The sequence below is a fragment of the Bordetella genomosp. 12 genome (assembly GCF_002261355.1).
Classification (GTDB): Bacteria; Pseudomonadota; Gammaproteobacteria; order Burkholderiales; family Burkholderiaceae_B; genus Bordetella.
In genome coordinates, this window is the sequence record NZ_NEVU01000003.1 from 1,515,269 (window position 1) to 1,537,329 (window position 22,061).

Below are 22,061 nucleotides of genomic sequence, written 5' to 3' on the forward strand. Positions count from 1 at the left end.
CCGAGTTATCGCGTGCAGCACCGTTCTCCTCTTTATTACCAGCGTGGCCTGACGCTGATCGAAATGCTGGTGGTGATGGTCATCATCGGCGTGTTGGCCGCTCTCATCGTGCCGCGCGTGCTGGATCGCCCCGAGCAGGCCCGCCGCGTGGCCGCCCGCCAGGACATCGCCGGCGTGATGCAGGCGCTCAAACTCTATCGTCTGGACAACGGCCGCTACCCCACGGCGGCGCAGGGCCTGCGCGCGCTCGCCGAGAAGCCTGACGGCGTGCCGGGCTGGCGCGGCTATCTGGACAAGACGCCGGTCGACCCCTGGGGCCATCCCTATCAATACCTCAACCCCGGTGCCAAGGGCGAGGTCGATGTGTTTTCCTTCGGCGCGGACAACAAGCCGGGCGGCGAGGCGAATGATGCGGACGTCGGCTCCTGGGATCTCTGAGCACGGCTTTACGCTGCTGGAGATGCTGGTGGTGCTGGTCATCATCGGTATGTCGGCCGGCCTGGTGAGCTTGTCGGTGCGCCCGGCGAGCGACCCCTTGCGTGACGATGCGCAACGGCTGGCCAATGCGTTTACGGTCGCACAGGGCGAGGCGCGCAGCGATGGGCGTGTGATCCGCTGGCGGGCCGATACCGGCGGCTGGTCATTCGAGCGCGACGGGCGCAGCGCGACGCTGACCGCTCAGGATGACCGCCTCCCGCCGCCGGACACCTTCGCCGAAGACGCCGAGCTGCGCGCCATGCGTTTTGCCGCCGCCCCCGTCTCCCTGCGCCTGGATCCGGACCGTCCGCTGGTGTTCAACACCGAGTGGGTGGCCGGGCCGTTTGCGCTCACTCTGGAGGCAGCCGGCCGGCAAGTGGTGCTGCGGCGCGATGCGGCGGGCAACTATGACGTGCCGTGACGCCACGCCGCCGCAGGCGGGCTTTACCTTGATCGAGGTCCTCGTGGCGCTGGCCATCATCGCGGTCGCCCTCACCGCGGCGCTACGCGCCACCGGCTTGATGGCCGCCAATCACCGCGCCCTGCATGACAAGGCGCTGGCGCTCCTGGCGGCGCAGAACGCGATCGCTCAACTCCGTCTGCAGCCTGGCTTGCCGCGTGCCGGCGCGCAGTCGCAGGCCTGCCCGCAGGGCAGCCTGGCGCTGCGCTGCGACCTCACCATCACCAACACCATGAATCGCAGTTTCAGGCAGGTCAATGTGAAGGTCTACGGCCCGGACAGCGCCGGGGCGCTGATCCAGCTCGATGGCATGGTGTCGAGTTTGCGATGAGAAGCGGCCGCGGTGCCCGCTGCCAGCAGGGCTTTACGTTGATCGAGGTGCTGGTCGCCATCGCGCTGATGGCGCTGGTCAGTGTCATCGCCTGGCGCGGGCTGCAACATATCGCCCAGGCGCGTGCCGGCATCGCGGCGCAAGCCGCCGACACCGATCAGGTCATCCGCGCCCTGGGGCAGTTGGCGCGCGACGTGGAGCTGGCGTACGCCGGCCCTGCCTTCGAGACCGCCGCCAGCGACGCCGTGACCCTGACCCCGGGCATACGCCTGAGCGCCAGGCAGTTGAGCCGCCCGGTACTGGACCTGGTGCGCCCTGACCCGGAGGGCGCGGGCCTGTGGCACCGGGTGCAATGGCGGGTCGACGCGCGCGGCTTGTGGCGCGCCACCGGCGCGGCCGCCCCCCGTATGCCGCTGCCGCTGCCCGACCAGGCCGTGTTGATCCTGCCCGGCGCCACGGCCCTGACACTACGCGCCTGGCTGACCAATACGGGCTGGGTCGCCACCACCGCCACACCGGGCAGCACACCGCAGGGCTTGGAACTCACCGTGGAGCGCGGGCCGCAACAACGTTATGCCCGCGTGGTGGAGCTGCCATGACCTCCTCCCAACGCCAAGGCGGCACGGCCATCATCATGGCGCTGGTCGTGGTGACCGTGGTGGCCGCCCTGGCCACCAGCCTGTTCCAGCGGCAGACCGCCAGCACACGCCAGTTCGAGAACGCGCTGGCGCGGGCGCAAGCCCGCGAACTGCTCGCCGGCGGCACCGACTGGGCCCGCCTCATCCTGCGCGAGCATGGCCGTCAGGAGACGGTCACCGTCTTGCAGCAGGTGTGGGCCACGCCGGTGATGGATACGCGGATCGATCGCCCCGGCGACGAACGGGTGGCGGTCTTCAGCGGCCGCATCGAGGATGAGCAGGGCAAGTTCAACCTCTATGCGCTGGCGCAGCATGGCATTGCGCAACCCGACAGTATCGACACCCTCACGCGTTTGTTGCAGATGCAGCAATTGCCGGCGAGCCTGGCCGAGCCCCTGGTGCAGGCCGTCGCTGCAGCCCAGGCGCCGGCGTCGGCCAAGGACAGTACCGGCACGCCGCTCACAGCCGTCGCGCAAGCACCCTTGCCCCGAGGCGTGGCGGAGCTGGCTGACCGCTTGGGCCTGACGCCTCAGGTACGCGCCGAGCTCGAACGCACGCTCACTCTGCTGCCCGCATCGACCAGCATCAACGTCAACACCGCCCCCCCCGAGGTGATCGCCGCGATCGTCCCGACGCTGACGCTGTCGCAGGCCCGTGCCCTGACAGGCGAGCGGGATCGCGGCAACTGGTTCAACAACAGCGGCGACTTCAGCAATCGGCTGGCGGCGTTTGGCCTGACGGCCAGCGCGCCCGTGGTGACCACGACCAGCCAGTGGTTCATGGCGCACGGCGCGCTGGTCTATGAACGCGCCCGCGTCGGCATGCAGGCGTTGCTGCACAGCGTGCCGCCTGCCGTCCCGCAGACCACCTGGATAAGAGAGCTGCCATGAAGACTATGCTGCGTATCGCCCTGCCGCCGTTGGCGCTGCTGCACCCGCAAACCCTGCTGCCCTTTGCTTGGTACGACCGGCGCGGGCGGCCCGTGCGCCAGGGGCGGGAAACCGCGCAGGCGCTGGCCACCGCGTTTCGCAATGCGCCCGCCGAGGCCGTGCTGCATCCCGAGGATGCCATCGCCGCCGAGATCGCGGTGCCTGCATTGGGCCGCACGCGCCACGCGGCCGTCGTGCGCGGCGCGCTCGAGCCCTTGGTGCTGGGCGACCTGAACGACCTAGCCATCGGCTACTCGCCCGCCAACGCCGACGGCAAAGTGGCGGTGGCCTGGTCTACGCGCACCGCCATCGCGCAGGCCTGCGCCCTGCTCGCCAGCCAGGGCATGCCATTGCGCGCCATCGTCCCCACACAGGCATGGGGTGCGGGTCCGGCCCTGGAGACCGATGGCGACGCGCGCTGGCACCACCCCTCGCCGGGCTGGTCGCTGGAGCTGCCGCGTGTGGCGCAGGGCCGTCCATCGCCCTGGCGCGCGCCCTTGCGGCTGGGCGCGTTGGCCGTGGCGCTCTGGGTGCTGGGCCTGAACCTGTATGCCCGCCAACTGGCGGCCGAGGCGCAGGGGTTGCGCGAAACCATGACGGCACGCGTGCAACAGGCGTTTCATCTGCCGGTGGTGATCGACCCGCTGCGCCAAGCGCAACAGGGCTTGCAGGCCCTGCGCCAGGACCGCAAGGGCGGCGATGATCTGCTGGCGTTAGCGCGCGACGCGGCCACCCTGCTGCCCCAGGCCCAGGACAAACTCAAACAACTGAACTACACCGGCCAGGCGCTCACCTTGCAATGGCAGCCGCCCGCCGACGTCGCCGCCGATCCGGCGGCCATGGCGCAAAGCCTGCAACAAGCGGCGGCCCTGGGCCTGCAGATCGAGCAGCAGGACAACAAACCCATCTGGCGCATCACGCGCAAACAACCATGAAAGCGCTGACCCCGGCCTGGCAAAAGCTGCGCCAACGCATCAACCCCTCCCTGCGCGAGCTGCGCCAACGCCATGCCGCGCTCAGCACCCGCGACCGGCGTCTGCTCCAGGCCATGGCGGTGACGCTGGGCGCGACGGCGCTTTGGCTGCTGGGTGTGGAACCGGCGCTTAATCAAGTGATGCGGCTGCATGCGGAGCTGCCGCAGTTGCGCGTGCAGGCTGCAGCCATCGACGATCTGGCGGCGCAAGCTGCTTCATTGGCCAGGCAGGCCCCCGCCCGCGCCACCCTGCCGGCGCAAGCCGAGTTGCAGCACAGCCTGAGCCAGGCGGGCCTGAGCCCCGACCGTTGGATCCTGAGCCCCGACAAAGACGGCTACCAGTTGCGCGTCAGCGAAGTGCCCGCGCAGACCTTGCTGGACTGGCTGGCCCGCAGCAGCCAAGACTGGAGCCTGACCGCGCGCCAGGCCGAACTCGTGCGCGCCACCAACCCTTACGGCCGACCGTTGCCGGGCCTGGTCAACGGCAAGCTGCTCCTGAGCCTGCGGCAAGGAGGTTGACATGACACGCTGGCACACCGCCTGGGCGGGTCTGGGGCTGACGGCCTGCGCGGTCGTGGCCGCGCTCTGCGTCCTGCCGGCGCGCTGGCTGCTGATCGCTCAGCCACCCGATGCGCTGATCAGCCTGGCCGACGCGCAGGGCACGCTATGGGAAGGCCGCGCCTGGATTGCCTTGGGTGCGCCCGGGCAGCGGCGCTTGCTTGCCGAACCCGTGCACTGGCGCTGGTCCGGCCGGCAGATCGTGGCCAGCCACCCCTGGCTGCAAGGCCCGCTGACGCTGACGCCGGCCCTCGATGGCTGGCGCATCAGCGCGCAAAACTTGCGTGCTCCGGCCACGGTCCTGACCGCATTGGGCGCCCCGTGGAATACGCTCAACCCCGGCGGCATGCTGGACCTGCGTTGGCAGGACCTGAATACCGCCGCCCTGGCCAAAGGGCCGCTCGCGCAACTGCGCTGGCAGGATGCCAGCACGGCGCTGGCGCCCCTGCCCCGCATCGGCAACTATGTGATGCGGCTTCAGGGCGCAGGCGGACGCAGCGCCGCGCTGGCGCTGGCCACCGAAGGCGGCTTGCTGCAGATCGATGGCCAAGGCAGCGCCGATGCCCAAGGGCTGCAGTTCTCGGGCCGCGCCACCTTTGCGCCCGGCATCGACGCCAGCCAGCGCCGCGCGCTCGAGAGTCTATTGAGCGCGCTGGGGCGCCGTCAGGGCGACGTCGTGAGCTTTGGGAACAGGACTGCGGCGCCGGCGCACCAGACGCCGTGACGCCTCAGGGGTAGACGATGGAATATTGGACGTAGCTCACCAGCTTGCCGGCGGTGATGGATTCGTGCGTGCTTTTCACGTAGCGTGCCAGATAACGCAGCGTCGCGGCCTGATTGGTGACCTTTACGCTCTTCGCCGCTTGTGTGTCGGTATTCACCCCCATTTTGATAGTCTTTCCATCTGGGTTGGCAAGCTGGATCTGCACGGCTTTAAAGACTGTAGCTGGCGACGGGATGGAAGACTTCGCTTGGGTAACCGGTTGGGCCATTTGATAAGCGATCAGGTTTCCGGTGCCGTAATCTGTCGTGGAATATGGCTCAAAGTAAGCTTTCACCGATTGGTTGTCCAGTGTCGCCGAACATTGTGAGAGTTTGATTTCGAAAGCCGTTGCCCCAGCGGTGTCGTTCACCTTCTTGAGGGCAGTAGTGCCGATCCTGGGCAGATTGACGATCAGATCATAGGGAGGATCTTTACCTTCGATCTTGCAGGTCTGATCGGTGATCTCCCCATTGATCGTGATGGTGCCATCCACCGCCCGCGCCGGGGTGGGCATCATCCCGGCGATCGCCAGCGACGCGGCGACGAGCTTTACGCATTCAATTGCGGACTGCGGACTGCGGACTGCGGACTGCGGACTGCGGACTGCGGACTGCGGACTGCGGACTGCGGACTGCGGACTGCGGACGATTAACGATAGAGACATGGTGGGTGTTATCCGTCATGGTGATCTCCCGAAGCGAGAGCCGCAGTGTGCCGTTACAGACCCGTGGGAGGTGGCGCGCAATCACGTGGCCGCTTTCCGCATGCGCCTCCCCCTCCTCTGAACCGCCCCCTTGAGCCTGCAAACCATAACCAGACGCCTTCGGGGTCTGCCTAGGCCATGGTCATGAGCGAGGCATTACCTCCCGCTGCTGCCGTGTTGGTGCTCACCGCAAGCTCGGTGATCAACCGGTACAGCGGCACATGCACCTCGCCTGAAGGCAGGGCGATGACATTGACGATCTCGCCGGGTCTTGCGGCCATCTCCGACAAGTGCTGCAGAATGACGTCACCCTCACCATGGCATATCGCGGCATCGAAAGGCGTTTGCTCGATGGCGGATGACAAATGCAGCGAGGCCCGCAGCGTATCCGGCAGCGAGGCGTGAAACTCCCGCGCGGCCGCCGACCGCGCATCGAGAATCGCCGTAGCGCCCACCCGCAAGACCGCTGCCAATTGCGCATTGAAATCCGCCGGGTTGTCCGCATGGCAGTAAATCGCTCGTCGCGGGCGGGTCTCGTAGAGATTGCGCTCGCCCGTCGGCCCGGCCAGCTCCCAGACCTGCGTCTGCAGGAAGAAGTAAGGCGTGTCGTCATACCGATAGCCGCGCGGCCGCCCCCATGCCTGCAGGGCCTCATACGCGCACGCCCCGGTAGCGCCAGCCGCCGGCGGCTGCGCAGACGCCACACCGAACGGCGTGCGAAAGGCCGTCGGCGGCAAGGCGGCCAGAAGCCGGTAGAGATACAGCGGGCCGCCGGCCTTGGGCCCGGTACCAGACAATCCCTGGCCGCCAAAGGGCTGCACGCCGACCACCGCGCCGACCATGTTCCGATTGACGTAAAGATTGCCGGCATTGGATTGCTGCGCAATATGCGCGATAGTGTCCTCGATGCGGGAGTGAATGCCCATCGTCAGCCCATAGCCCGTCTCGCGGATCTCCGCCAACACGCCATCCAGCGCATCGCGACGGAAAGTCAGGAAATGCAGCACAGGCCCGAACACTTCCCGTTTGAGGTCCGACAGCGAGGGAATCTCGATCAGCGTCGGCAGCACATAGGTCCCCGCCCTGTCGCCGCCCACGGTATCCCGGGCCAGTTGCACGACGCGCCGGCCGTTTTGTTTCATGGCAGCAATGTGGGCGTCGATCGTGTCCTTGGCGCGGGCATCGATGACCGGCCCGACGTCATTGCACAGCTGCGTCGGCGGGCCGACGCAGAGCTCCTGCATGGCGCCCTCCAGCATCTCCTTCAAACGCCCGGCGACGTCATCCTGCACGCACAGCACGCGCAATGCCGAGCAGCGCTGGCCAGCGCTGTCAAAGGCCGACATGACGACGTCTTGCACGACTTGCTCGGCCAGGGCCGAGGAGTCGACGATCATCGCGTTCTGGCCGCCCGTCTCCGCAATCAGCGGCACGGGTTGGCCGCCGCGCGTCAGCCGTCGAGCCAGCACGCGCTGCAAGTGCCGCGCCACCTCGGTAGACCCCGTAAACATGACCGCCTGAACCCGATCGTCATCGACCAGATACGGACCGACCACTTTGCCGGGCCCGGGTATCAGTTGCAGGGCCTGGGGAGGAACTCCACCCTCCCAGAACAGGCGCACGGCCTCGATGGCCACCAGCGTGGTTTGCTCCGCGGGTTTTGCCAGCACCACATTGCCCGCTGCCAGTGCGGCCGCCACCTGGCCGGCAAAGATCGCCAGCGGGAAATTCCACGGGCTGATGCAGGTCACAACGCCCAAGGGAGGATGCGTCACATTGTTGAAGTCCGCTAGCACCTGCGCGGCGTAATAGCGCAGGAAATCCTCCGCCTCGCGGATCTCGGCGACGGCATTGGCATACGTCTTGCCTGCTTCGCGCACGAGCAATATCAAGAGGCGATCCGTATGCGCCTGCAGCAGATCGGCCGTTCGGGACAACGCGGCGGCGCGCTGGCCGGGTGGCACCTTGGCCCATTGGGGGGCATAGGCGTCGGCCGAGGCGATGGCGGTGTGGATGTCGGCCACGGCTATCGTCTTTAACGAGCCCAGCACATCCCGGTGGTCAGCCGGGTTGACGACAGGCTGCGCCTGGGCACCCTCGTCCGAAGCAGGGTGCGCCAGCAAGGGGCCGCCCACGAGGGTTGTGGCCTTTGCCTGTGCAAGCGCCGCATCCAGACGCGCAAGCACGGTTTCGCAAGCCAGGTCCATCCCCGGCGCATTGTCCCGTACGGGCTGGTAGAGCGCCGAAGGCGCCGGAATATCCGGATGCGGCAGGCCCAGGGCGCCCTCCTGCCGCGCCCAGGCTTGCGCGACGTCGATCGGGTTCTGGACCAGCGCCTCCGGCGCGATCGTCGGATCCGCCACCCGGTTGACGAAAGACGTATTGGCGCCGTTCTCGAGCAGCCGGCGTACGAGGTAGGCCAGCAGCGTCTCGTGTGTGCCGACCGGCGCGTAGATCCGGCAGGGACGGTTCAGTTTGCCTGGGCCGACGACTTGCTCATACAACGGCTCGCCCATTCCGTGCAGGCACTGAAACTCGTACTGCCCGGCGTGATAACGGTCCGGGCCGGCCATTTCGTAGAGGGTGGCCAGTGTCTGGGCATTGTGCGTGGCGAACTGGGGATAGATCTGTTCTGGCGCCTGCAGCAATCGCTTCGCGCACGCGATGTAGGCGATGTCGGTGTACGCCTTGCGGGTGTAGACCGGATAGTCCGCCAGGCCATCGGCCTGGGCGCGTTTGATCTCCGAATCCCAGTATGCGCCCTTGACCAATCTGACCATCAGACGGTGCCGGCTGCGCCGCGCCAGATCGATCAGAAAATCGATCGTGGCCGGGCAGCGCTTCTGGTATGCCTGAATGACAAACCCGATGCCCTCCCAGCCCTGCAGGGATTCCTCGAAACACAGCCGCTCGAGCAAATCCAGCGACAGCTCCAGGCGATCGGACTCTTCGGCGTCGATGTTCAAGCCCACGTCGTACCGGCGCGCGAGCTGGGCCAAACCGAGCAAAACGGGATAGAGCTCATCTTGCACGCGGTCGTACTGCGCCCGGGTATAGCGGGGGTGCAGCGCCGACAGCTTGATGGAGATCCCCGGCCCTTCGTACACCCCTTTACCGGCGGCCGCCTTGCCAATGGCATGAATCGCCTGTTCGTAATCCGCGAGGTAGCGTCGCGCGTCCTGCGCTGTCATGGCCGCCTCGCCCAGCATGTCGTAGGAGTAGCGAAACCCCTGTGATTCCAGCGGACGCGCATTCGTGAGCGCCTGCTCAATCGTCTCGCCGGTCACGAATTGCTCGCCCATCATCCGCATCGCGACGTCGATCCCTTTTCGCACCAGCGGCTCGCCCCCTTTGGCCAGCATACGCATCAGCCCGGCGCCCATACCCTGCGCGCTGCGCGCCTCGACCAGCTTGCCGGTCAGCATCAACCCCCAGGCGGCGGCATTGACGAACAGGGACTGGCCCCGGCCCAGATGGGCCGCCCAATCGCCGTCTTTGAGCTTGTCGCGGATGAGCGCATCCCGGGTGGCCGTATCCGGGATGCGCAAGAGCGCCTCGGCCAGGCACATCAAAGCAATGCCTTCCTGCGACGACAGCGAGAATTCCTGCAACAGGCCCTGCACCAGTCCGGCCTTGCCGCCGCGCCCTTGCCCCGCGCGCAGGGCCGTGACCACCTTGGTGGCCAGGGCCTGGCTGCGTGCCTGCAGCGCGGCCGGCAAGCGCGCTGCGGCGATCAAATCGGGCACCGCCTCGGTCTCGGGTAAGCGCCAGGCCGCCGTAATGCGCGCGCGCAACGCGGATCGGGGCGGTAAGGGCGTGATGGCGGCCGCAGCCGGGTTCGAAGCGGGGAACGCGTGAGCAATGCCTGACTGCATGGTTTGCACCTTGACTCTTAATTATTTGAAGCAATAACTTGATCTGCTGAAATCAGGCGTTATCATGCCGCCACAAAGTCAGAGTTTTTCTCTGTTTTTATTCCGCTTTGCTGGCGATTACTCAATGAACGATCAGGCGTATCAACTCGACCGGATAGATGTGCAGTTGCTGGATCTGCTGCAGCGCGATGGCCGCATCCCCAACACCCGACTGGCCGAGGCCGTGTCTCTGTCGCCGACGGCGGTCTTGGCGCGGGTACAACGGCTGGCGCGCGAGCAATACATCCTCGGCTACGAGGCCCGCCTGAATCCGCGCAAGCTGCGCGCAGGCTTGCTGGTGTTCGTCGAGGTCTTGCTGGACCGCACCACGCCCAATGTCTTCCATGAATTCAAAGCCGCGGTCCAAGTGCGTCCGGAAGTCATGGAGTGCCATATGGTCGCCGGCGGCTTCGACTATTTGCTCAAGACGCGCCACCACGACATGGCGGCCTACCGCGACTTCGCCGGCCGCGTGCTCTGGGAGTTACCCGGTATTCGCGAGACGCGCACCTTCGCGGTCATGGAAGAAGTGAAAGAGTCCATGGCCCTGGATATCCGCCCCAATCGCGTCTTCGAATGAGCCGCGCCTGGCCCACGCGGGCAGCCGCCTCCCGCCCTGCCCGAACTCCCGCCATGCCGAAAGAGGCGATATGGATGCCAATCCCAAAGTGAAGCCGGCACGCCGGCTCTCTCCTGCCATCGAGGAAGCCAGCTCGGGCGGCGAAGACCGCCAGTTTTCGATGAATCTGGCTCGGGGCCTGGAGGTTCTGCGGGCCTTTACGGCGGCCGCGCCCGTGCTGACCAATCGTGCCATTTCCGACAGAACCGGCCTGCCAAAAGCGACCGTCTCGCGCCTGACCTACACCCTGACGGCCTTTGGCTATCTGCGCCAGGACGAGGCAGGCGCCTATCGCCTGGGCGCAGCCGTGTTATCCCTGGCCCATCCGGTACTCGGAGGCATGCGGTTGAGGCAACTCGCCCGCCCCGTTTTGCAGGAACTGGCTTCCGCCACGGGCTGCACCGTCAACCTCGCTACCCAGGAGCGGGTCCAGGCGATTTACATCGACTCCTTGCGTTCCGATCTGGCCAACCCCTATCTGCCCGACGTCGGCAGCCTCAGCCCTTTACTGCACAGTGCCATCGGCCGCGCGCTGGTACTGGCGCACCAGGGCCGGCAACGCGAGCAGTTGCTCAATCGCATCAAGCTGTCCGACCCCGCCGCCTACCCCACCGGCCTGGAGTATCTGCAAGCCGACGAAGCCTTGTTTCGTGCCGAGGGGTATTGCAGGGCACGTGGCCCGTGGCTGTCGGACATCGATGCCATCGCCACGTATATCCCCTTGCCCCTGTCGGTCGATCCGGCCGCGATCAACTGCACCCTCTCCAAGCAGGCGAACAAGCAGATCGATCTCGCAAAGCTGGCCCCCATGCTGACCGCGGCCGCCAAACGGATTGCCGTGCTGCACGCCACCAGCACGTAGGCACCCTTACGCCGACCGGCAGCGGCCCCTAGGCGGCGCAGGCATCCAGGGCCCGGCGCAAGCGCGCCACGCCTTCGCCGATCCGCTCGGGCGTGCACATCGAGAAACACAGCCTTGCGGTACTGCCCTCTGGCTGGTCCGCGTAGAACGCCGTGCCGGGCACGAAGACCACGCCGGCCCGAATGGCGTGTTCCAGAACGGCTTGCGCGCTGATGCCATCGGAAAATTTCCCCCAGATGAACATCCCGCCGCCAGGCCGCTCGAAGGCAAAGCGCTCGCCCAGCAAGTCGTGCAACGCCGTTTGCATGGCTTGGGCTCGCTGTGCGTAGACGCGTCTGGCGCGCTCGATATGCGCATCGAGCCGTCCCGCCTCGAGGTAAACGGCGGCCGCTGCCTGCGTCCATGTGCTCGAGCACAGATCGACAGACTGCTTGGCGATGGCGCAGCGGCGCACCAGCGAAGGCGCGGCGACCATCCAGCCGATACGCATCCCCGGCGCCATGACCTTGGACAGGCTGGACAGATAAATGACCCGATCCTGGGTTTGCGGATCGCCTTGCGCGAGGTCATACATGCGGGATACGCCGGCGGGCTCGAAACTGAGGGCGCTGTACGGATCGTCTTCGATGATCAGCAGATCGAACTCCCGGGCCAGGGCGAGCAAGGACCGGCGGTTCGCTTCGCTGAACGTCTTGCCCGTCGGGTTGCCGTAGGTGGGAACGCAGTACAGCGCCTTGGGCCGTGCATGGCGCGGCCGGCTCAGCAGGATCTCGCGCAAATGCGCGAGGCAAATGCCATCGGCCGTACTGCGCACCCCGACCAGCTGCGCACCGCTCGCCTTGAACGTCTGGATCGCCGTGGGATAAGTGGGACGCTCGACGAGGATCTCGTCACCGGGGTTGACCAGAACGCGAGCGATGAGATCGAGCGCCTGCTGCGAGCCTGCCGTCAGCAGCAGGGAGGCGTCCTCGACCACCATCCCGCGACGCCGCATGTCGCCGAGAATGGCGTGGCGCAGCCGCGGCAAGCCTTCGGTGGCGGAGTATTGCGCCCAGGCGTCGGCCGGGGTTTGCATCGCCTCGGCCATCGCGTCCTGCAAACCCGGCACGTCGAAGACGTCGGCGGCGGGATTGCCGCCGGCAAAGCCAATGATCGCGGGGTCCCGCAGATAAGGGAACAGGGCACGGATGGGCGAGCCTTCGGGGTTTTTGAAGTAATGGGAAAATTTGTCGTCGATCATGGCCAAAGCTGTCATGGGGAGTCATTCAAGAAAAGCGCGTGTCACAGAGCAAACGGGCAAGCAACCACACACCGCTCGCCAGCAGCAGGCAGGCCAGGCTGGCGGACAGCGCCGCCATGCGCCGGGCAGGCGGCGCCGCCGCAGACCCGCGGCAGTGCCGGCCCGCCGCCGCGGCGGTGCACACGCAGGCCCCCGCGGCAATGCCCGCTGCCCAACTGCCCATGCCGGGGCCGGATAAGAGCGCCGTGCGCAGCCACAGCAGGCCCAGCGCCCAACAGGCCAGGCCCGTTCTCTGCCAGGCCAGGCGCGTGCGTTCAGGCTGCAATCCCGGGTCGCTCACCCGCGCAATATCCATAGCGTCACGGCCGCCGCCACCAGCGAAATCCCGGCCGCCAGCCCTGCCTGCGCCTTGCACACCGGCAGGGGCCGGCCATGACGCATGGCCACCTCATTGGCTCGCCAGCGAAAATAGGCGCCGGCCGCCAGCGCGAAGCCCAGCACGGACAGCATCAGCGCCAGCGTTCTGGGCCCGGTCGGGGCCGCGGCGTGCTCGGCGATCTGATCCAGCACCACGGCGGCGGCAACGAAGGCCAAGGTCGTGCGCACCCAGGCCAGGAAAGTCCTCTCATTGGCGAGAGAAAATCGATAATCCGGATCCGATCCTTGGCGATACCAAGGCTGGCATGTGTGTTCTTTCATTCTGGAGCGATCCCTAACCTCAGGCCTGAACGCCAGGCCACGCCCTCGCGTTCTCGGGCACGAGGGCGGACCATAAAGCATGGCGGCAGACGCCGCAGCGGGCGTTTCACCCTGCAAAACGCCTGCCGTGCAAAAACCGGCCTCAGGCCCCCCTGAACCGCACAGCGAAACAGCCGTTGCCCGCGGGCAGCCCCCGAAAGACAATCCTGCCGAACGAAATAAGGCGGGATCATCATGAACGGCTACGGATTCGCCGCATGAGCGACGAAATTCTGGATCAATTGCGGGCCATTGTCGGCGAGGCCAACGTCCTGACCGGGGCCGACAAAGCGCCGTATGAGGCAGACTGGCGCGGCCAGGTCTCGGGTGTGGCGCTGGCGCTGGTGCGCCCGGCCACGGCCGACGAAGTCAGCCGCGTGGTGCGCCTGTGCGATGCCTGGCACATCGGCCTGGTGGCCCAAGGCGGCAACACCGGGCTGGCAGCCGGCGCCATCCCCGATGCCACGGGAACTCAAATCCTCCTGAACCTCTGCCGGCTCAAGGCCGTGAGACACATCGACCGGCCCAACATGACCGTGACCGTCGAGGCCGGTTGCACGCTACAACACCTGCGCGAGGCGCTGGCTGATGCCGGATTGCTGTTTCCGTTGAGCTTGGGCTCAGAGGGCAGCTGCACGATTGGCGGCAACCTCGCGACCAATGCCGGCGGCGCCCAGGCCCTGCGCTTTGGCAACGCGCGCGACCTGTGCCTCGGCTTGGAATTCGTCACTGCGCAAGGCGAACTGATCTCCGAACTGGGCGGCCTGCGTAAAGACAACACAGGCTTTGACCTGCGCAATCTGATGATCGGCAGTGAAGGGTGTCTGGGCATCATCACCTCCGCCACGCTCAAGATACTGGATGCGCCCGACGCATCGCTATGCGCCTGGCTTGGCGTGCCGGACGTTGAGGCCGCCGTCGCCCTCCTGGCGCTATGCCAGGCTGAGCTGGGCAGCGCCTTGAGCAGCTTCGAGATCATGAATCGCACCAGCCTGACGCTGGTGGAGCAACAGTTCCCGGACACGACGGTGCCGTTTCTTCACGATCCGGCCGTGGGCTACTGGGTGCTGCTCCAGGCCGACGCGCGAGGCCCGGCGATCGCGCTGCAGGAGCAGATCGAGCGTCTCCTCGAACTGGCCCTCGAGCGCAGCGTGGTGGCCGATGCCGCGCTGGCCGATAGTTTGCAGCGTGCCAAAGGCTTCTGGCGGATACGGGAGCACATTGTGCTTGCTCAGGCCAAACTGCCCCACGTCGTCAATTTCGATATTGCGTTGCCGGTTTCCGCCATCGCGCCTTTCCTGGCTCGCGCCGCCAAGGCGCTGGAGCAGCGCTTCGGTGCGCTCAAGGTCGTGAACTTCGGCCATCTGGGCGATGGAAACCTGCATTTCAGTGTCCATACCGCCCCGCTGCAGCAACGCGCGGCGCAGACCGCCGCGGTCGAGCCGGAGCTCCGCGCGCTGATCTATGACCTGGTCATCCAGCTTCATGGTTCTTTCTCGGCCGAACACGGCATCGGTACCGCAAAAAAAGGCTATCTCAGCCACTACAAGGCCGGACCGCGTCTGCGAATGATGCAGGACATCAAACGCGCGCTGGATCCCAAAGGGATTCTCAACCCGGGCAAGGTTGTGGAACAGAACGCCGACTAACGCCCTCTTTAACGCCCCTTTTCATCCTTCAGGAATACACATGATCATCCGATCCTGGCGCGCCGTCGCCGCCTCGCAAGCCGTCATCGACGAGTATGTCGCCCATCTTCAAGCCACCACCTTCAAGGAAATGGCGGCGCTCGACGGCAACCTGGGCGCCTCGCTGTCCAAGAAGCAGATCGGCGACAAGTTCGAACTGCTGTATCTGAGTTACTGGCGCGACATGGACGCCGTCAAACTGTTCGCCAAGGGCGCTTCGCTGCACGACGCCATCGTGAAAGAGAGCACGCAAAAGCGCCTGGAGTCATATGATCCCCACGTCGAGTACTTCGAGATCTGCGGCAGCAGCGGTGACCTCCCCGGTCAACTGCACAACTAAAACAGCGTGCCGGCCTGGCCGATGATGCCAAGGCTTGAGCACCAGGAAACTGGAGGAAGACATGAACGCATTGATGCGATCAATCGCGGCGATTGCCGTGCTCGGACTGTCGAGCACGGCCTGGTCTGCGCAGACTGATTACCCCACCAAACCGATTACCTTGGTGGTGCCGTTCTCGGCCGGCGGGGTGGTGGATTCCATCGCCCGCATCGTCGGCGAGCGCTTGTCGACCAAGTACGGGCAACCGGTGATCATCGAGAACCGGGCAGGCGCCGGTGGCTCGATCGGCACGGCCTACGTGGCCAACAGCCCGGCGGATGGCTACACCCTGTTGACCGTCAGCACCTACTTCTCGGTATTGCCGAGTGTGATGGACGGCGTGAAGTGGTCTCCGACCAAGGATTTCACCGCCATCGCCAACGTCGGGATGATTCCGAATGTCATCGTGGTCAACCCCAACAACCCCGCCAACACCTTCCAAGAGCTACTCGCCAAGGCGAAAACCGGCTCGCCGCTGACCTACTCCTCCCCGGGCGTCGGCACCTCCAACCACCTGACAGGCGAACTGCTGTCGCAGCAGACTCACACCGACATGGTGCACGTGCCCTACAAGGGGCAGTCCGACGCACTCTCAGACCTGCTGGCCGGGCGGGTTGACATGATGGCGCTGACCTCGGCGCTGGCGGGCCAGTACGTCAAGGCGGGCAAGCTCAAGGCGCTCGCGGTCGCGACCAACGTCCGCAGCTCGGCGCTGCCGTCGGTCCCGACGGTAGAAGAAGCCTCAGACCTCAAGGACTTCGATGTGCGGTCCTGGTTCGGCTTCGTGGCACCGGCCAAAACCCCCGACGCCGTCGTCAACCGCCTGGCTGCGGATATCGCGCAGGTGCTCGACGAGAAAGAGACGACAGAGAAGCTCGCGGCGCTCGGCTTGCAACGGGACTATCAAGGCCCCAAGGACTACCAGGCCTCCATCGCCAAAGAACAGGAGCGCTGGAAAAAAGTGGTGCAAGAAGCCGGCATCAACGGCAAGAACTAGTTCTCGCTGGCCACCCTCCGCCCACGCTGTCACGGCAGCGATGCCACCAAGACGAGGCCGGGACCGGCCTTCGTCCCTCAGGGATAGACGATCGAGTACTGGACATAGCTGACCAGTTTTCCGGCCGTGACTGCATTGGTGGAGGTTCTGACATAACGGGCGAGGTAACGCAGCGTGGCCGATTGGTTGGTAATTTCTACATCCTGAGCCAGCTGTGTTGCAGCGTCCGCACCCACCTTGATCGTCTTGCCGTTCGGGTTTGCCAATTGGATCTGAACATTGCTAAATACCGACGCACTACTCAGACTTGGAATCGACGACTCCGCTTTGCTCTTAGGTGTGCTTTCCGTATAAGCAACGAGGTTACCTGTACCGTAGTCGGTAGTGGACCCCGGTTCGAAGTAGGCTCTTACCTTGCTGTTGTTCAAGGACGAAGGGCAATCGGTAAGCTTGATAAGGAAAGGCGTCGCACCCGCTATGTCATTGGCTTTTGGGATCGCCTTAACGCCTATCTTGGGCAAATTCACGATCAGGTTGTACGGCGGATCAGCGCTGTTGATCTTGCAGGTCTGATCGGTGATCTCGCCATTAATCGTGATGGTGCCATCCACTGCCCGCGCCGACGTGGGCATCATGCCGGCAATCGCCAGCGACGCGGCGACGAGCTTTACGCATTCAATTGCGGACTGCGGACTGCGGACTGCGGACTGCGGACTGCGGACTGCGGACTGCGGACTGCGGACTGCGGACTGCGGACTGCGGACGATTAATGATAGAGACATGGTGGGCGTTATCCGTCATGGTGATCTCCCGAAGCGAGAGCCGCAGTGTGCCGCAGCCCACGTGTGGGAGGGAGCGCGCGTTGCCGTGGCTCCTTTCTCCCTAGCGCGCCTTCACCTCGGCGCGCTGCAGGCCCCGCCGCCTGAAAAAACCAGACGGCTACGCCGCAGAGGGGCTCATGGGTAGACGATGGAGTACTGAACGTAAGTCACCAGTTTGCCGGCATTGATGGGATCCGAGCCAGTTTTGATGTAGCGCGCCAAATACCGTAGTGTCGCCTTCTGGTTTGCGATCGTGGTCTGCTGGGCGCTTTGCGATGCGGAGTCCACCCCAACCTTGATGGTCTTACCGTCGGGGTTGGCAAGCTGAATCTGTACCGATTTGAACACCGTGGCCGGTGTATTGATGGACGACGCGGGTGTCGTGACAGCATTCGTCGTGGTGTAGGCGATCAGATTTCCCGTGCCGTAGTCGGTCGTCGCATAGGGCTCGAAATAGGCTTTGACCTTGCCATTCAATGTTGTTGGGCAGTCCGTCAGCTTGATCTCGAAGGGCGTGGCGCCCGCGGTGACATTGACGGCTTTCAGAGCAGTTCGACCTATCTTAGGCAAATTGACGATCAGATTGTGCGGTGGATCCTTGCCCTCGATCCTGCAGGTCTGATCGGTGATCTCGCCATTGATGGTGATGGTGCCATCGACCGCCCGTGCGGGGGTGGGCATCATGCCGGCAATCGCCAGCGAGGCGGCGACGAGCTTTACGCACTCAATTGCGGATTACGGATTGCGGATTGCGGAGACATTGCTCTGTCGGTTCGTCATGTGTTTCTCCCAAATCGAGATCCGCAGTGTGCCGCGTGGCGGGTGTAGGATGCAGCGCGTGTTGACGTGGCGGGTTTCCGGCTCCCGCCACGTTACGAGGCGCACCAGCCCGAACGCGATTCTTGAAAACCAGACGGGCGGCTCAATCGTCGCGCGTGACTCTTAGGATTTCCTCGGCCGAGGTCTGCCCGGCATCCACCCAGCGCTGGCCGTCGTCGCGCATGCTGCGCAGGCCCGCCGCGGTGGCGGCGGCGCGCAGCGCGCGCTCGTCGCGCCCGTCGTGTATGAGGGCCCGCGCGGCGTCGTCCACGATGAAGAGTTCATGGATGCCGGAGCGTCCCGCGTAGCCGCTGTGGTTGCAGGCAGGGCAACCCACGGCGCGATAGTGCAGGCCGCCCGGCTCTACAGGCGACTTGCACTCCGGGCATAGCCGCCGCACCAGTCTTTGCGCCAGCACGCCCAAGAGCGAGGAGGCCAGCAGAAAAGGTTCCACCCCCATATCCACCAGGCGCGTCACGGCGGAGACGGCGTCATTGGTGTGCAGCGTGGCCAGCACCAGATGGCCGGTCAACGACGCCTGCACGGCGATTTGCGCCGTCTCCAGGTCACGGATTTCACCGATCATGATGACGTCGGGATCCTGGCGCAAGATGGCGCGCAGGGCGAGCGCGAAGCTCATGTCGATCTTGGCGTTGACCTGCGTCTGGCTCACGCCCGGCAGGTCGTACTCGATGGGATCCTCGACGGTGAGGATATTGCTCGTGGCCGCGTCCAGGCGGCTGAGCGCGGCATAGAGCGTGGTCGTCTTGCCGCTGCCCGTCGGCCCCGTCACCAGCACGATGCCGTGCGGCTGCCTAATGAGCGCATCCAGCTGGCCCAGCACCGCCGGGCTCATACCCAGGCGCTCCAGCTGCAGGCGCCCCGCCTCTTTGTCCAGCAGGCGCAGCACGGCGCGCTCGCCATGCCCGGTGGGCAACGTCGACACCCGCACATCGATCGGCCGCCCGCCCACGCGCAGCGCGATGCGCCCATCCTGCGGCAGGCGTTTCTCGGCGATATCCAGATGCGCCATGATCTTGATGCGGGAGATGAGCGCGGCGTGCAACGCCTTGCGTGGCGTCACGACATCACGCAAGGTGCCGTCGACGCGGAAGCGCACGGCGGAGCGGGTTTCGAATGCTTCGATATGGATGTCGCTGGCGTTATCGCGCGCAGCCTGGGCGAACAAGGCATTGATCATCCGGATGACCGGCGCGTCGTCCTGCGCTTCCAGCAGGTCGGCCACCTCCGGCATGTCCTGCAGCAAACGATCCAGGTCGACCTCATTCTCGGCCACGCCCATGACCGAGGCGGCGTCCTCGCCGTGCGTATAGCTGGCCGTCAGCAGGGTCTCCAACGCCTGATCGTCCACTTCGCTGAGCGCGACCTCGCCATAGCGGCGGCGCACTTCCTGCACGGCCCAGGCCGGCGTGCGCGGGCTGACGGTCAGCCGCGCCTGGCCGCCGCTGAGGCCCAGCACCGCGCGCTGGGCGCGGGCCCATGCATAAGGCAGGGGATGCGCGCTCATAGGCGGCTGACCACCTGGGCGGGGTAGCCCATTTCGCGCAGCAGGGTCGTGGCAGTCTGCACCGTACCGGCATCGTTGGCGACCTGGCTGCGCACCACATACCCTGCCCCGTCCGGACCGGGCTGCACATAGGCCGACAGCCCGCTGGCCAGGACCCGGCGCGCGATGGCGTCGGCGGCCTTCTGCTCCTTGACGGCGGCCAGCTGCAGCACCGTCCCCTCGCCTGGCGCGGCCGAGGCCAGCGTCGTGGGATCGATGGCCACGCTGATCGACACCGGGGCGGTCACCCGGATGGGCTGCTCCTCCAGGCTGGGATACACCGCGGGCGACTGACGCACGGCCGCCGACGGCGTCGCCACAGCCGGCGCACGGCGCGGGGCCTGGCCGTCGCTCCCGGGGCGCGCGTCATAAAGGTTGTTGGACACCCCGCCCCGCGCGCCCATCGGCGGGATCTGCGGGCCCTGCATGTCCGGCAGCAGCCAGTGCGCGTCGGGCTGCGCGCCCGCCTGCTGGCGCCGCATGTAGTCGTAGCGGTCCATGGTAAGCGAGGCGGCGCGTTGCGCATCGCGCACGACGTAGGGACGCAGAAACACCATCAGATTGGTTTTGCTGCGCTTGCGGGTGTCATAGCGAAACAGCGCGCCCAGCACCGGGATGGAAGACAGCCCGGGCACCCCGTTAGTGCCCTGCGTCACGCTATCTTGCAGCAATCCGCCCAGCACAATGATCTGGCCGTCTTCGACCAGCACACTGGTGTCGATCGCGCGCTTGTTGGTGACCACGCCGGCCGCGGTCGAGGAACTGGCCTCGTCGATGCTGCTGACCTCCTGGTAGATATCCAGCTTGACCGCGCCCCCCTCGGAGATCTGCGGCCGGATATTGAGCTTCAGGCCGACATCCTCACGCTCGATGGTCTGGAAAGGATTGCTGCTGCCGCTGCTGCCCGAGGTGACGTACTGCCCGGTCACAAAGGGCACGGTCTTGCCCACCAGAATCGTGGCCGACTGATTGTCCAGGGTAAGCAGATTGGGCGTGGACAGGATGTTGGCATCGCCACTGTTCTGCATGGCCCGCGCGATGACGCCCAGGTTGATCACCGAGTTGCCCAGCACATCCACCGTGCCCTTGACGACGCCCAAACTCAAGCCGTTGCCCAGCAGATCGAGCGAGGTTGCGCCGCTGGAAGTCCCCAGGCCGCTGCCGCCCAGATTGGTGCCGCCCACGAAACTCGTGCCGTTGCTGTTGATGTTGCCCGCGCCGGTCATCCACTGAATGCCGAACTCATCGGCCTTGTCCATCGAGACTTCGACGATGAGACTCTCGACCAGCACCTGCGCGCGCCGCTGATCGAGCTGGTCGATCACCGTGCGCAGATTGCGATACAGCGGCTCGGGCGCGGAGATGATGAGCGAGTTCGAGGTGGGGTCGGCCTGTACCGTGGCCCCGCCGGCGCTGAATGAGACAGGCTGAGTACTGGCCTCTTCGCGGGTGATGCGCTCGTTCGAGCCGCTCAGGCCGCCACTGGATGTGCCGGAGGAGACGGCCGTCGTCTGCGTGCGCGCGGCCTGCGTGCCGCCCGCCGCGCTGCTCACGCTGCGCGAGGCGCTGTTGGCCGCGCCTGCGGCGCTGCCAGCCTGGTTGCTGGCCTGACCGGTCAGCAGGCCGCCCAGCACTTCGGCGATACGGGTGGCCTGCGCGTTGCGCAGATAGACCACGTGCAGATTGCTCTCGACCGACTGCTGGGCGTCGAGCTTGAGGATGAGCTCGCGCGCCAGGCGGGTGCGCCCCGCGCTGCCGGAGCGCACCAGCACGCTGTTGCTGCGCGGGTCGGCCACCACCGTCACGCGTTGCGTGGGATCGTTGCTTTGCGTGTCGAGCAGCTGCGACGCCAAGGCGGCGATGTCGGCCGCGATGCCGCCTTTGAGCGGCACTACATCGGTGGAGATGGCGCTGGGCACGTCGATGCGCGCGATGACTTCGGCGATGCGGTCCAGGTTGTCCGCGTAATCGGTCACCACCAGCGTGTTGTTGCCCGGATAGGCATTGACCGGATTGTTCGGCGGCACCATGGGGCGCAGCACCGGCACGAGATTGGCCGCATTCTCATAGCGCAGCGGAAAGACCCGCGTCATCATCTGCCCGCCTGCCGCGCCACGCAGAAAATCCGCCACCGGCACGGGCCCGCTAGCGGGGCGTCCGGCCGTGCTCACGGCACTGCCTTGCAGTTTGGCGTCGGCTTCCGGCACCACACGCATGATGCCGCCGACCTCCACCATGGAGAAGCCCTGCAGGCGCAGCGACCCGCTCAGCATGGCCAGTGCCTGCGCGCGGGAAACAGGCCTGTCGGACACGAGCGTGATTTTGCCTTTGACACGCGGATCGATGAGGAAGTCCTGCTCGGTGAACAGGGAGATCGCGCGCACGACGGCCGGGATGTCCGTCTCCACGAAGTTCAGGCTGACGTTGCCGTCCGGAGTGCCGCGAGTGCTCCCGGCGCTTGGCTGCGCTTGCGCAGAAGGAGGAAGGGCGGCGGCCAGCGCCAGGGCGAGACCGACTGACAGAAAGGAACGCATGACGATTATGGGCTTGGAAGCCATCAACAAGAGCAGCGCACAGCGCCTGAG

General features: G+C 65.8%; 22 protein-coding genes. 13 read left to right on the forward strand and 9 right to left on the reverse strand.

What is annotated here, in order from left to right:
- Window positions 1–12: 12 nt before the first annotated feature.
- The 8 genes from gspG to CAL22_RS19115 are packed head-to-tail and all read left to right on the forward strand — an operon-like array spanning window position 13 to window position 5,090.
- On the forward strand, window positions 13–438 hold the full coding sequence (gene gspG / locus CAL22_RS19080) for a type II secretion system major pseudopilin GspG (RefSeq protein ID WP_094815851.1): 426 nt from the start codon (window positions 13–15) through the stop codon (window positions 436–438).
- Window positions 407–898 carry a type II secretion system minor pseudopilin GspH gene (gspH, locus tag CAL22_RS19085; protein ID WP_348271694.1) on the forward strand — a complete coding sequence of 164 codons (492 nt, stop codon included), beginning with the start codon at window positions 407–409 and terminating at the stop codon, window positions 896–898. Before gspG ends, gspH begins: the two co-directional genes overlap by 32 nt.
- On the forward strand, window positions 885–1,268 hold the full coding sequence (gene gspI / locus CAL22_RS19090) for a type II secretion system minor pseudopilin GspI (protein ID WP_208622031.1): 384 nt from the start codon (window positions 885–887) through the stop codon (window positions 1,266–1,268). The genes gspH and gspI overlap by 14 nt, the downstream gene beginning before the upstream one ends.
- Complete coding sequence (locus CAL22_RS19095; protein ID WP_094815855.1) at window positions 1,265–1,867, forward strand: prepilin-type N-terminal cleavage/methylation domain-containing protein; 603 nt, start codon at window positions 1,265–1,267, stop codon at window positions 1,865–1,867. Before gspI ends, CAL22_RS19095 begins: the two co-directional genes overlap by 4 nt.
- Window positions 1,864–2,796: a type II secretion system minor pseudopilin GspK gene (gene gspK / locus CAL22_RS19100; RefSeq protein ID WP_094815857.1), complete on the forward strand. Its 933-nt coding sequence runs from the start codon at window positions 1,864–1,866 to the stop codon at window positions 2,794–2,796. Before CAL22_RS19095 ends, gspK begins: the two co-directional genes overlap by 4 nt.
- A complete protein-coding gene (locus CAL22_RS19105) occupies window positions 2,793–3,770 on the forward strand; it encodes a GspL/Epsl periplasmic domain-containing protein (RefSeq protein WP_094815859.1) in 978 nt (325 codons plus the stop codon). The genes gspK and CAL22_RS19105 overlap by 4 nt, the downstream gene beginning before the upstream one ends.
- Window positions 3,767–4,327, forward strand: a complete 561-nt coding sequence (gene gspM / locus CAL22_RS19110; RefSeq protein ID WP_094815861.1) for a type II secretion system protein GspM — start codon at window positions 3,767–3,769, stop codon at window positions 4,325–4,327. The genes CAL22_RS19105 and gspM overlap by 4 nt, the downstream gene beginning before the upstream one ends.
- Window position 4,328: 1 nt before the next feature.
- Window positions 4,329–5,090, forward strand: a complete 762-nt coding sequence (locus CAL22_RS19115) for a general secretion pathway protein GspN (RefSeq protein ID WP_094815863.1) — start codon at window positions 4,329–4,331, stop codon at window positions 5,088–5,090.
- A 4-nt stretch (window positions 5,091–5,094) separates the two neighbouring features.
- Here CAL22_RS19115 and CAL22_RS19120 read toward each other — a convergent pair whose 3' ends face one another.
- Window positions 5,095–5,646 (reverse strand): fimbrial protein, encoded by a 552-nt coding sequence (locus CAL22_RS19120; RefSeq protein WP_432264321.1) that lies wholly within the window; start codon window positions 5,644–5,646, stop codon window positions 5,095–5,097.
- A gap of 317 nt (window positions 5,647–5,963) precedes the next feature.
- Window positions 5,964–9,707: a trifunctional transcriptional regulator/proline dehydrogenase/L-glutamate gamma-semialdehyde dehydrogenase gene (gene putA, locus CAL22_RS19125; RefSeq protein ID WP_094815867.1), complete on the reverse strand. Its 3,744-nt coding sequence runs from the start codon at window positions 9,705–9,707 to the stop codon at window positions 5,964–5,966.
- 124 nt (window positions 9,708–9,831) lie between these two features.
- Here putA and CAL22_RS19130 point away from each other — a divergent pair, with 124 nt between their 5' ends.
- A complete protein-coding gene (locus CAL22_RS19130; protein WP_094815870.1) occupies window positions 9,832–10,326 on the forward strand; it encodes an Lrp/AsnC ligand binding domain-containing protein in 495 nt (164 codons plus the stop codon).
- 70 nt (window positions 10,327–10,396) lie between these two features.
- Window positions 10,397–11,227 (forward strand): IclR family transcriptional regulator, encoded by an 831-nt coding sequence (locus CAL22_RS19135; protein ID WP_094815872.1) that lies wholly within the window; start codon window positions 10,397–10,399, stop codon window positions 11,225–11,227.
- A 28-nt stretch (window positions 11,228–11,255) separates the two neighbouring features.
- On the opposite strand, the gene CAL22_RS19140 is transcribed toward CAL22_RS19135, so the two are convergent.
- Genes CAL22_RS19140 through CAL22_RS19150 form a run of 3 tightly spaced genes read right to left on the reverse strand, consistent with a single transcriptional unit; the run spans window position 11,256 to window position 13,166 of the window.
- Complete coding sequence (locus CAL22_RS19140; RefSeq protein ID WP_094815874.1) at window positions 11,256–12,482, reverse strand: PLP-dependent aminotransferase family protein; 1,227 nt, start codon at window positions 12,480–12,482, stop codon at window positions 11,256–11,258.
- A gap of 10 nt (window positions 12,483–12,492) precedes the next feature.
- Window positions 12,493–12,807 carry a DUF202 domain-containing protein gene (locus CAL22_RS19145; protein WP_244193945.1) on the reverse strand — a complete coding sequence of 105 codons (315 nt, stop codon included), beginning with the start codon at window positions 12,805–12,807 and terminating at the stop codon, window positions 12,493–12,495.
- On the reverse strand, window positions 12,804–13,166 hold the full coding sequence (locus tag CAL22_RS19150) for a YidH family protein (protein WP_094815878.1): 363 nt from the start codon (window positions 13,164–13,166) through the stop codon (window positions 12,804–12,806). The genes CAL22_RS19145 and CAL22_RS19150 overlap by 4 nt, the downstream gene beginning before the upstream one ends.
- Before the next feature lie 257 nt (window positions 13,167–13,423).
- Here CAL22_RS19150 and CAL22_RS19155 point away from each other — a divergent pair, with 257 nt between their 5' ends.
- The 3 genes from CAL22_RS19155 (at window position 13,424) to CAL22_RS19165 (ending at window position 16,269) form a co-directional block, all read left to right on the forward strand.
- Entirely contained in the window at window positions 13,424–14,854 is a 1,431-nt protein-coding gene (locus CAL22_RS19155; protein ID WP_094815880.1) for an FAD-binding oxidoreductase, read from the forward strand.
- Window positions 14,855–14,894: 40 nt separating this feature from the next.
- On the forward strand, window positions 14,895–15,233 hold the full coding sequence (locus CAL22_RS19160) for a hypothetical protein (RefSeq protein ID WP_094815882.1): 339 nt from the start codon (window positions 14,895–14,897) through the stop codon (window positions 15,231–15,233).
- A 73-nt stretch (window positions 15,234–15,306) separates the two neighbouring features.
- The gene (locus CAL22_RS19165) at window positions 15,307–16,269 is read left to right on the forward strand and encodes a Bug family tripartite tricarboxylate transporter substrate binding protein (RefSeq protein ID WP_094816804.1); all 963 of its coding nucleotides are present in this window, start codon (window positions 15,307–15,309) and stop codon (window positions 16,267–16,269) included.
- Window positions 16,270–16,346: 77 nt separating this feature from the next.
- Here CAL22_RS19165 and CAL22_RS19170 read toward each other — a convergent pair whose 3' ends face one another.
- The 4 genes from CAL22_RS19170 to gspD all read right to left on the reverse strand — a co-directional run bounded on the left by CAL22_RS19170 (window position 16,347) and on the right by gspD (window position 22,010).
- A complete protein-coding gene (locus CAL22_RS19170) occupies window positions 16,347–16,904 on the reverse strand; it encodes a fimbrial protein (protein ID WP_432264322.1) in 558 nt (185 codons plus the stop codon).
- Window positions 16,905–17,225: 321 nt separating this feature from the next.
- Window positions 17,226–17,774, reverse strand: a complete 549-nt coding sequence (locus tag CAL22_RS19175; protein WP_094815886.1) for a fimbrial protein — start codon at window positions 17,772–17,774, stop codon at window positions 17,226–17,228.
- A 238-nt stretch (window positions 17,775–18,012) separates the two neighbouring features.
- On the reverse strand, window positions 18,013–19,437 hold the full coding sequence (gspE, locus tag CAL22_RS19180) for a type II secretion system ATPase GspE (protein WP_094815888.1): 1,425 nt from the start codon (window positions 19,435–19,437) through the stop codon (window positions 18,013–18,015).
- Entirely contained in the window at window positions 19,434–22,010 is a 2,577-nt protein-coding gene (gspD, locus tag CAL22_RS19185) for a type II secretion system secretin GspD (protein WP_094816806.1), read from the reverse strand. Before gspD ends, gspE begins: the two co-directional genes overlap by 4 nt.
- Window positions 22,011–22,061: the final 51 nt, after the last annotated feature.

What these genes read in the sequence shown, in the direction of transcription:
- gspH (WP_348271694.1), top strand. Translation starts at nt 407, where the DNA reads ATGATGCGGACGTCGGCTCCTGGGATCTCTGAGCACGGCTTTACGCTG.
- putA (WP_094815867.1), bottom strand. Translation starts at nt 9,707, where the DNA reads ATGCAGTCAGGCATTGCTCACGCGTTCCCCGCTTCGAACCCGGCTGCG.
- CAL22_RS19170 (WP_432264322.1), bottom strand. Translation starts at nt 16,904, where the DNA reads ATGATGCCCACGTCGGCGCGGGCAGTGGATGGCACCATCACGATTAAT.
- CAL22_RS19130 (WP_094815870.1), top strand. Translation starts at nt 9,832, where the DNA reads ATGAACGATCAGGCGTATCAACTCGACCGGATAGATGTGCAGTTGCTG.
- gspK (WP_094815857.1), top strand. Translation starts at nt 1,864, where the DNA reads ATGACCTCCTCCCAACGCCAAGGCGGCACGGCCATCATCATGGCGCTG.
- gspM (WP_094815861.1), top strand. Translation starts at nt 3,767, where the DNA reads ATGAAAGCGCTGACCCCGGCCTGGCAAAAGCTGCGCCAACGCATCAAC.
- CAL22_RS19115 (WP_094815863.1), top strand. Translation starts at nt 4,329, where the DNA reads ATGACACGCTGGCACACCGCCTGGGCGGGTCTGGGGCTGACGGCCTGC.
- CAL22_RS19120 (WP_432264321.1), bottom strand. Translation starts at nt 5,646, where the DNA reads ATGATGCCCACCCCGGCGCGGGCGGTGGATGGCACCATCACGATCAAT.
- CAL22_RS19155 (WP_094815880.1), top strand. Translation starts at nt 13,424, where the DNA reads ATGAGCGACGAAATTCTGGATCAATTGCGGGCCATTGTCGGCGAGGCC.
- gspD (WP_094816806.1), bottom strand. Translation starts at nt 22,010, where the DNA reads ATGCGTTCCTTTCTGTCAGTCGGTCTCGCCCTGGCGCTGGCCGCCGCC.
- gspE (WP_094815888.1), bottom strand. Translation starts at nt 19,437, where the DNA reads ATGAGCGCGCATCCCCTGCCTTATGCATGGGCCCGCGCCCAGCGCGCG.
- CAL22_RS19160 (WP_094815882.1), top strand. Translation starts at nt 14,895, where the DNA reads ATGATCATCCGATCCTGGCGCGCCGTCGCCGCCTCGCAAGCCGTCATC.
- gspI (WP_208622031.1), top strand. Translation starts at nt 885, where the DNA reads ATGACGTGCCGTGACGCCACGCCGCCGCAGGCGGGCTTTACCTTGATC.
- CAL22_RS19095 (WP_094815855.1), top strand. Translation starts at nt 1,265, where the DNA reads ATGAGAAGCGGCCGCGGTGCCCGCTGCCAGCAGGGCTTTACGTTGATC.
- CAL22_RS19175 (WP_094815886.1), bottom strand. Translation starts at nt 17,774, where the DNA reads ATGATGCCCACCCCCGCACGGGCGGTCGATGGCACCATCACCATCAAT.
- CAL22_RS19105 (WP_094815859.1), top strand. Translation starts at nt 2,793, where the DNA reads ATGAAGACTATGCTGCGTATCGCCCTGCCGCCGTTGGCGCTGCTGCAC.
- CAL22_RS19140 (WP_094815874.1), bottom strand. Translation starts at nt 12,482, where the DNA reads ATGACAGCTTTGGCCATGATCGACGACAAATTTTCCCATTACTTCAAA.
- CAL22_RS19135 (WP_094815872.1), top strand. Translation starts at nt 10,397, where the DNA reads ATGGATGCCAATCCCAAAGTGAAGCCGGCACGCCGGCTCTCTCCTGCC.
- CAL22_RS19165 (WP_094816804.1), top strand. Translation starts at nt 15,307, where the DNA reads ATGCGATCAATCGCGGCGATTGCCGTGCTCGGACTGTCGAGCACGGCC.
- CAL22_RS19150 (WP_094815878.1), bottom strand. Translation starts at nt 13,166, where the DNA reads ATGAAAGAACACACATGCCAGCCTTGGTATCGCCAAGGATCGGATCCG.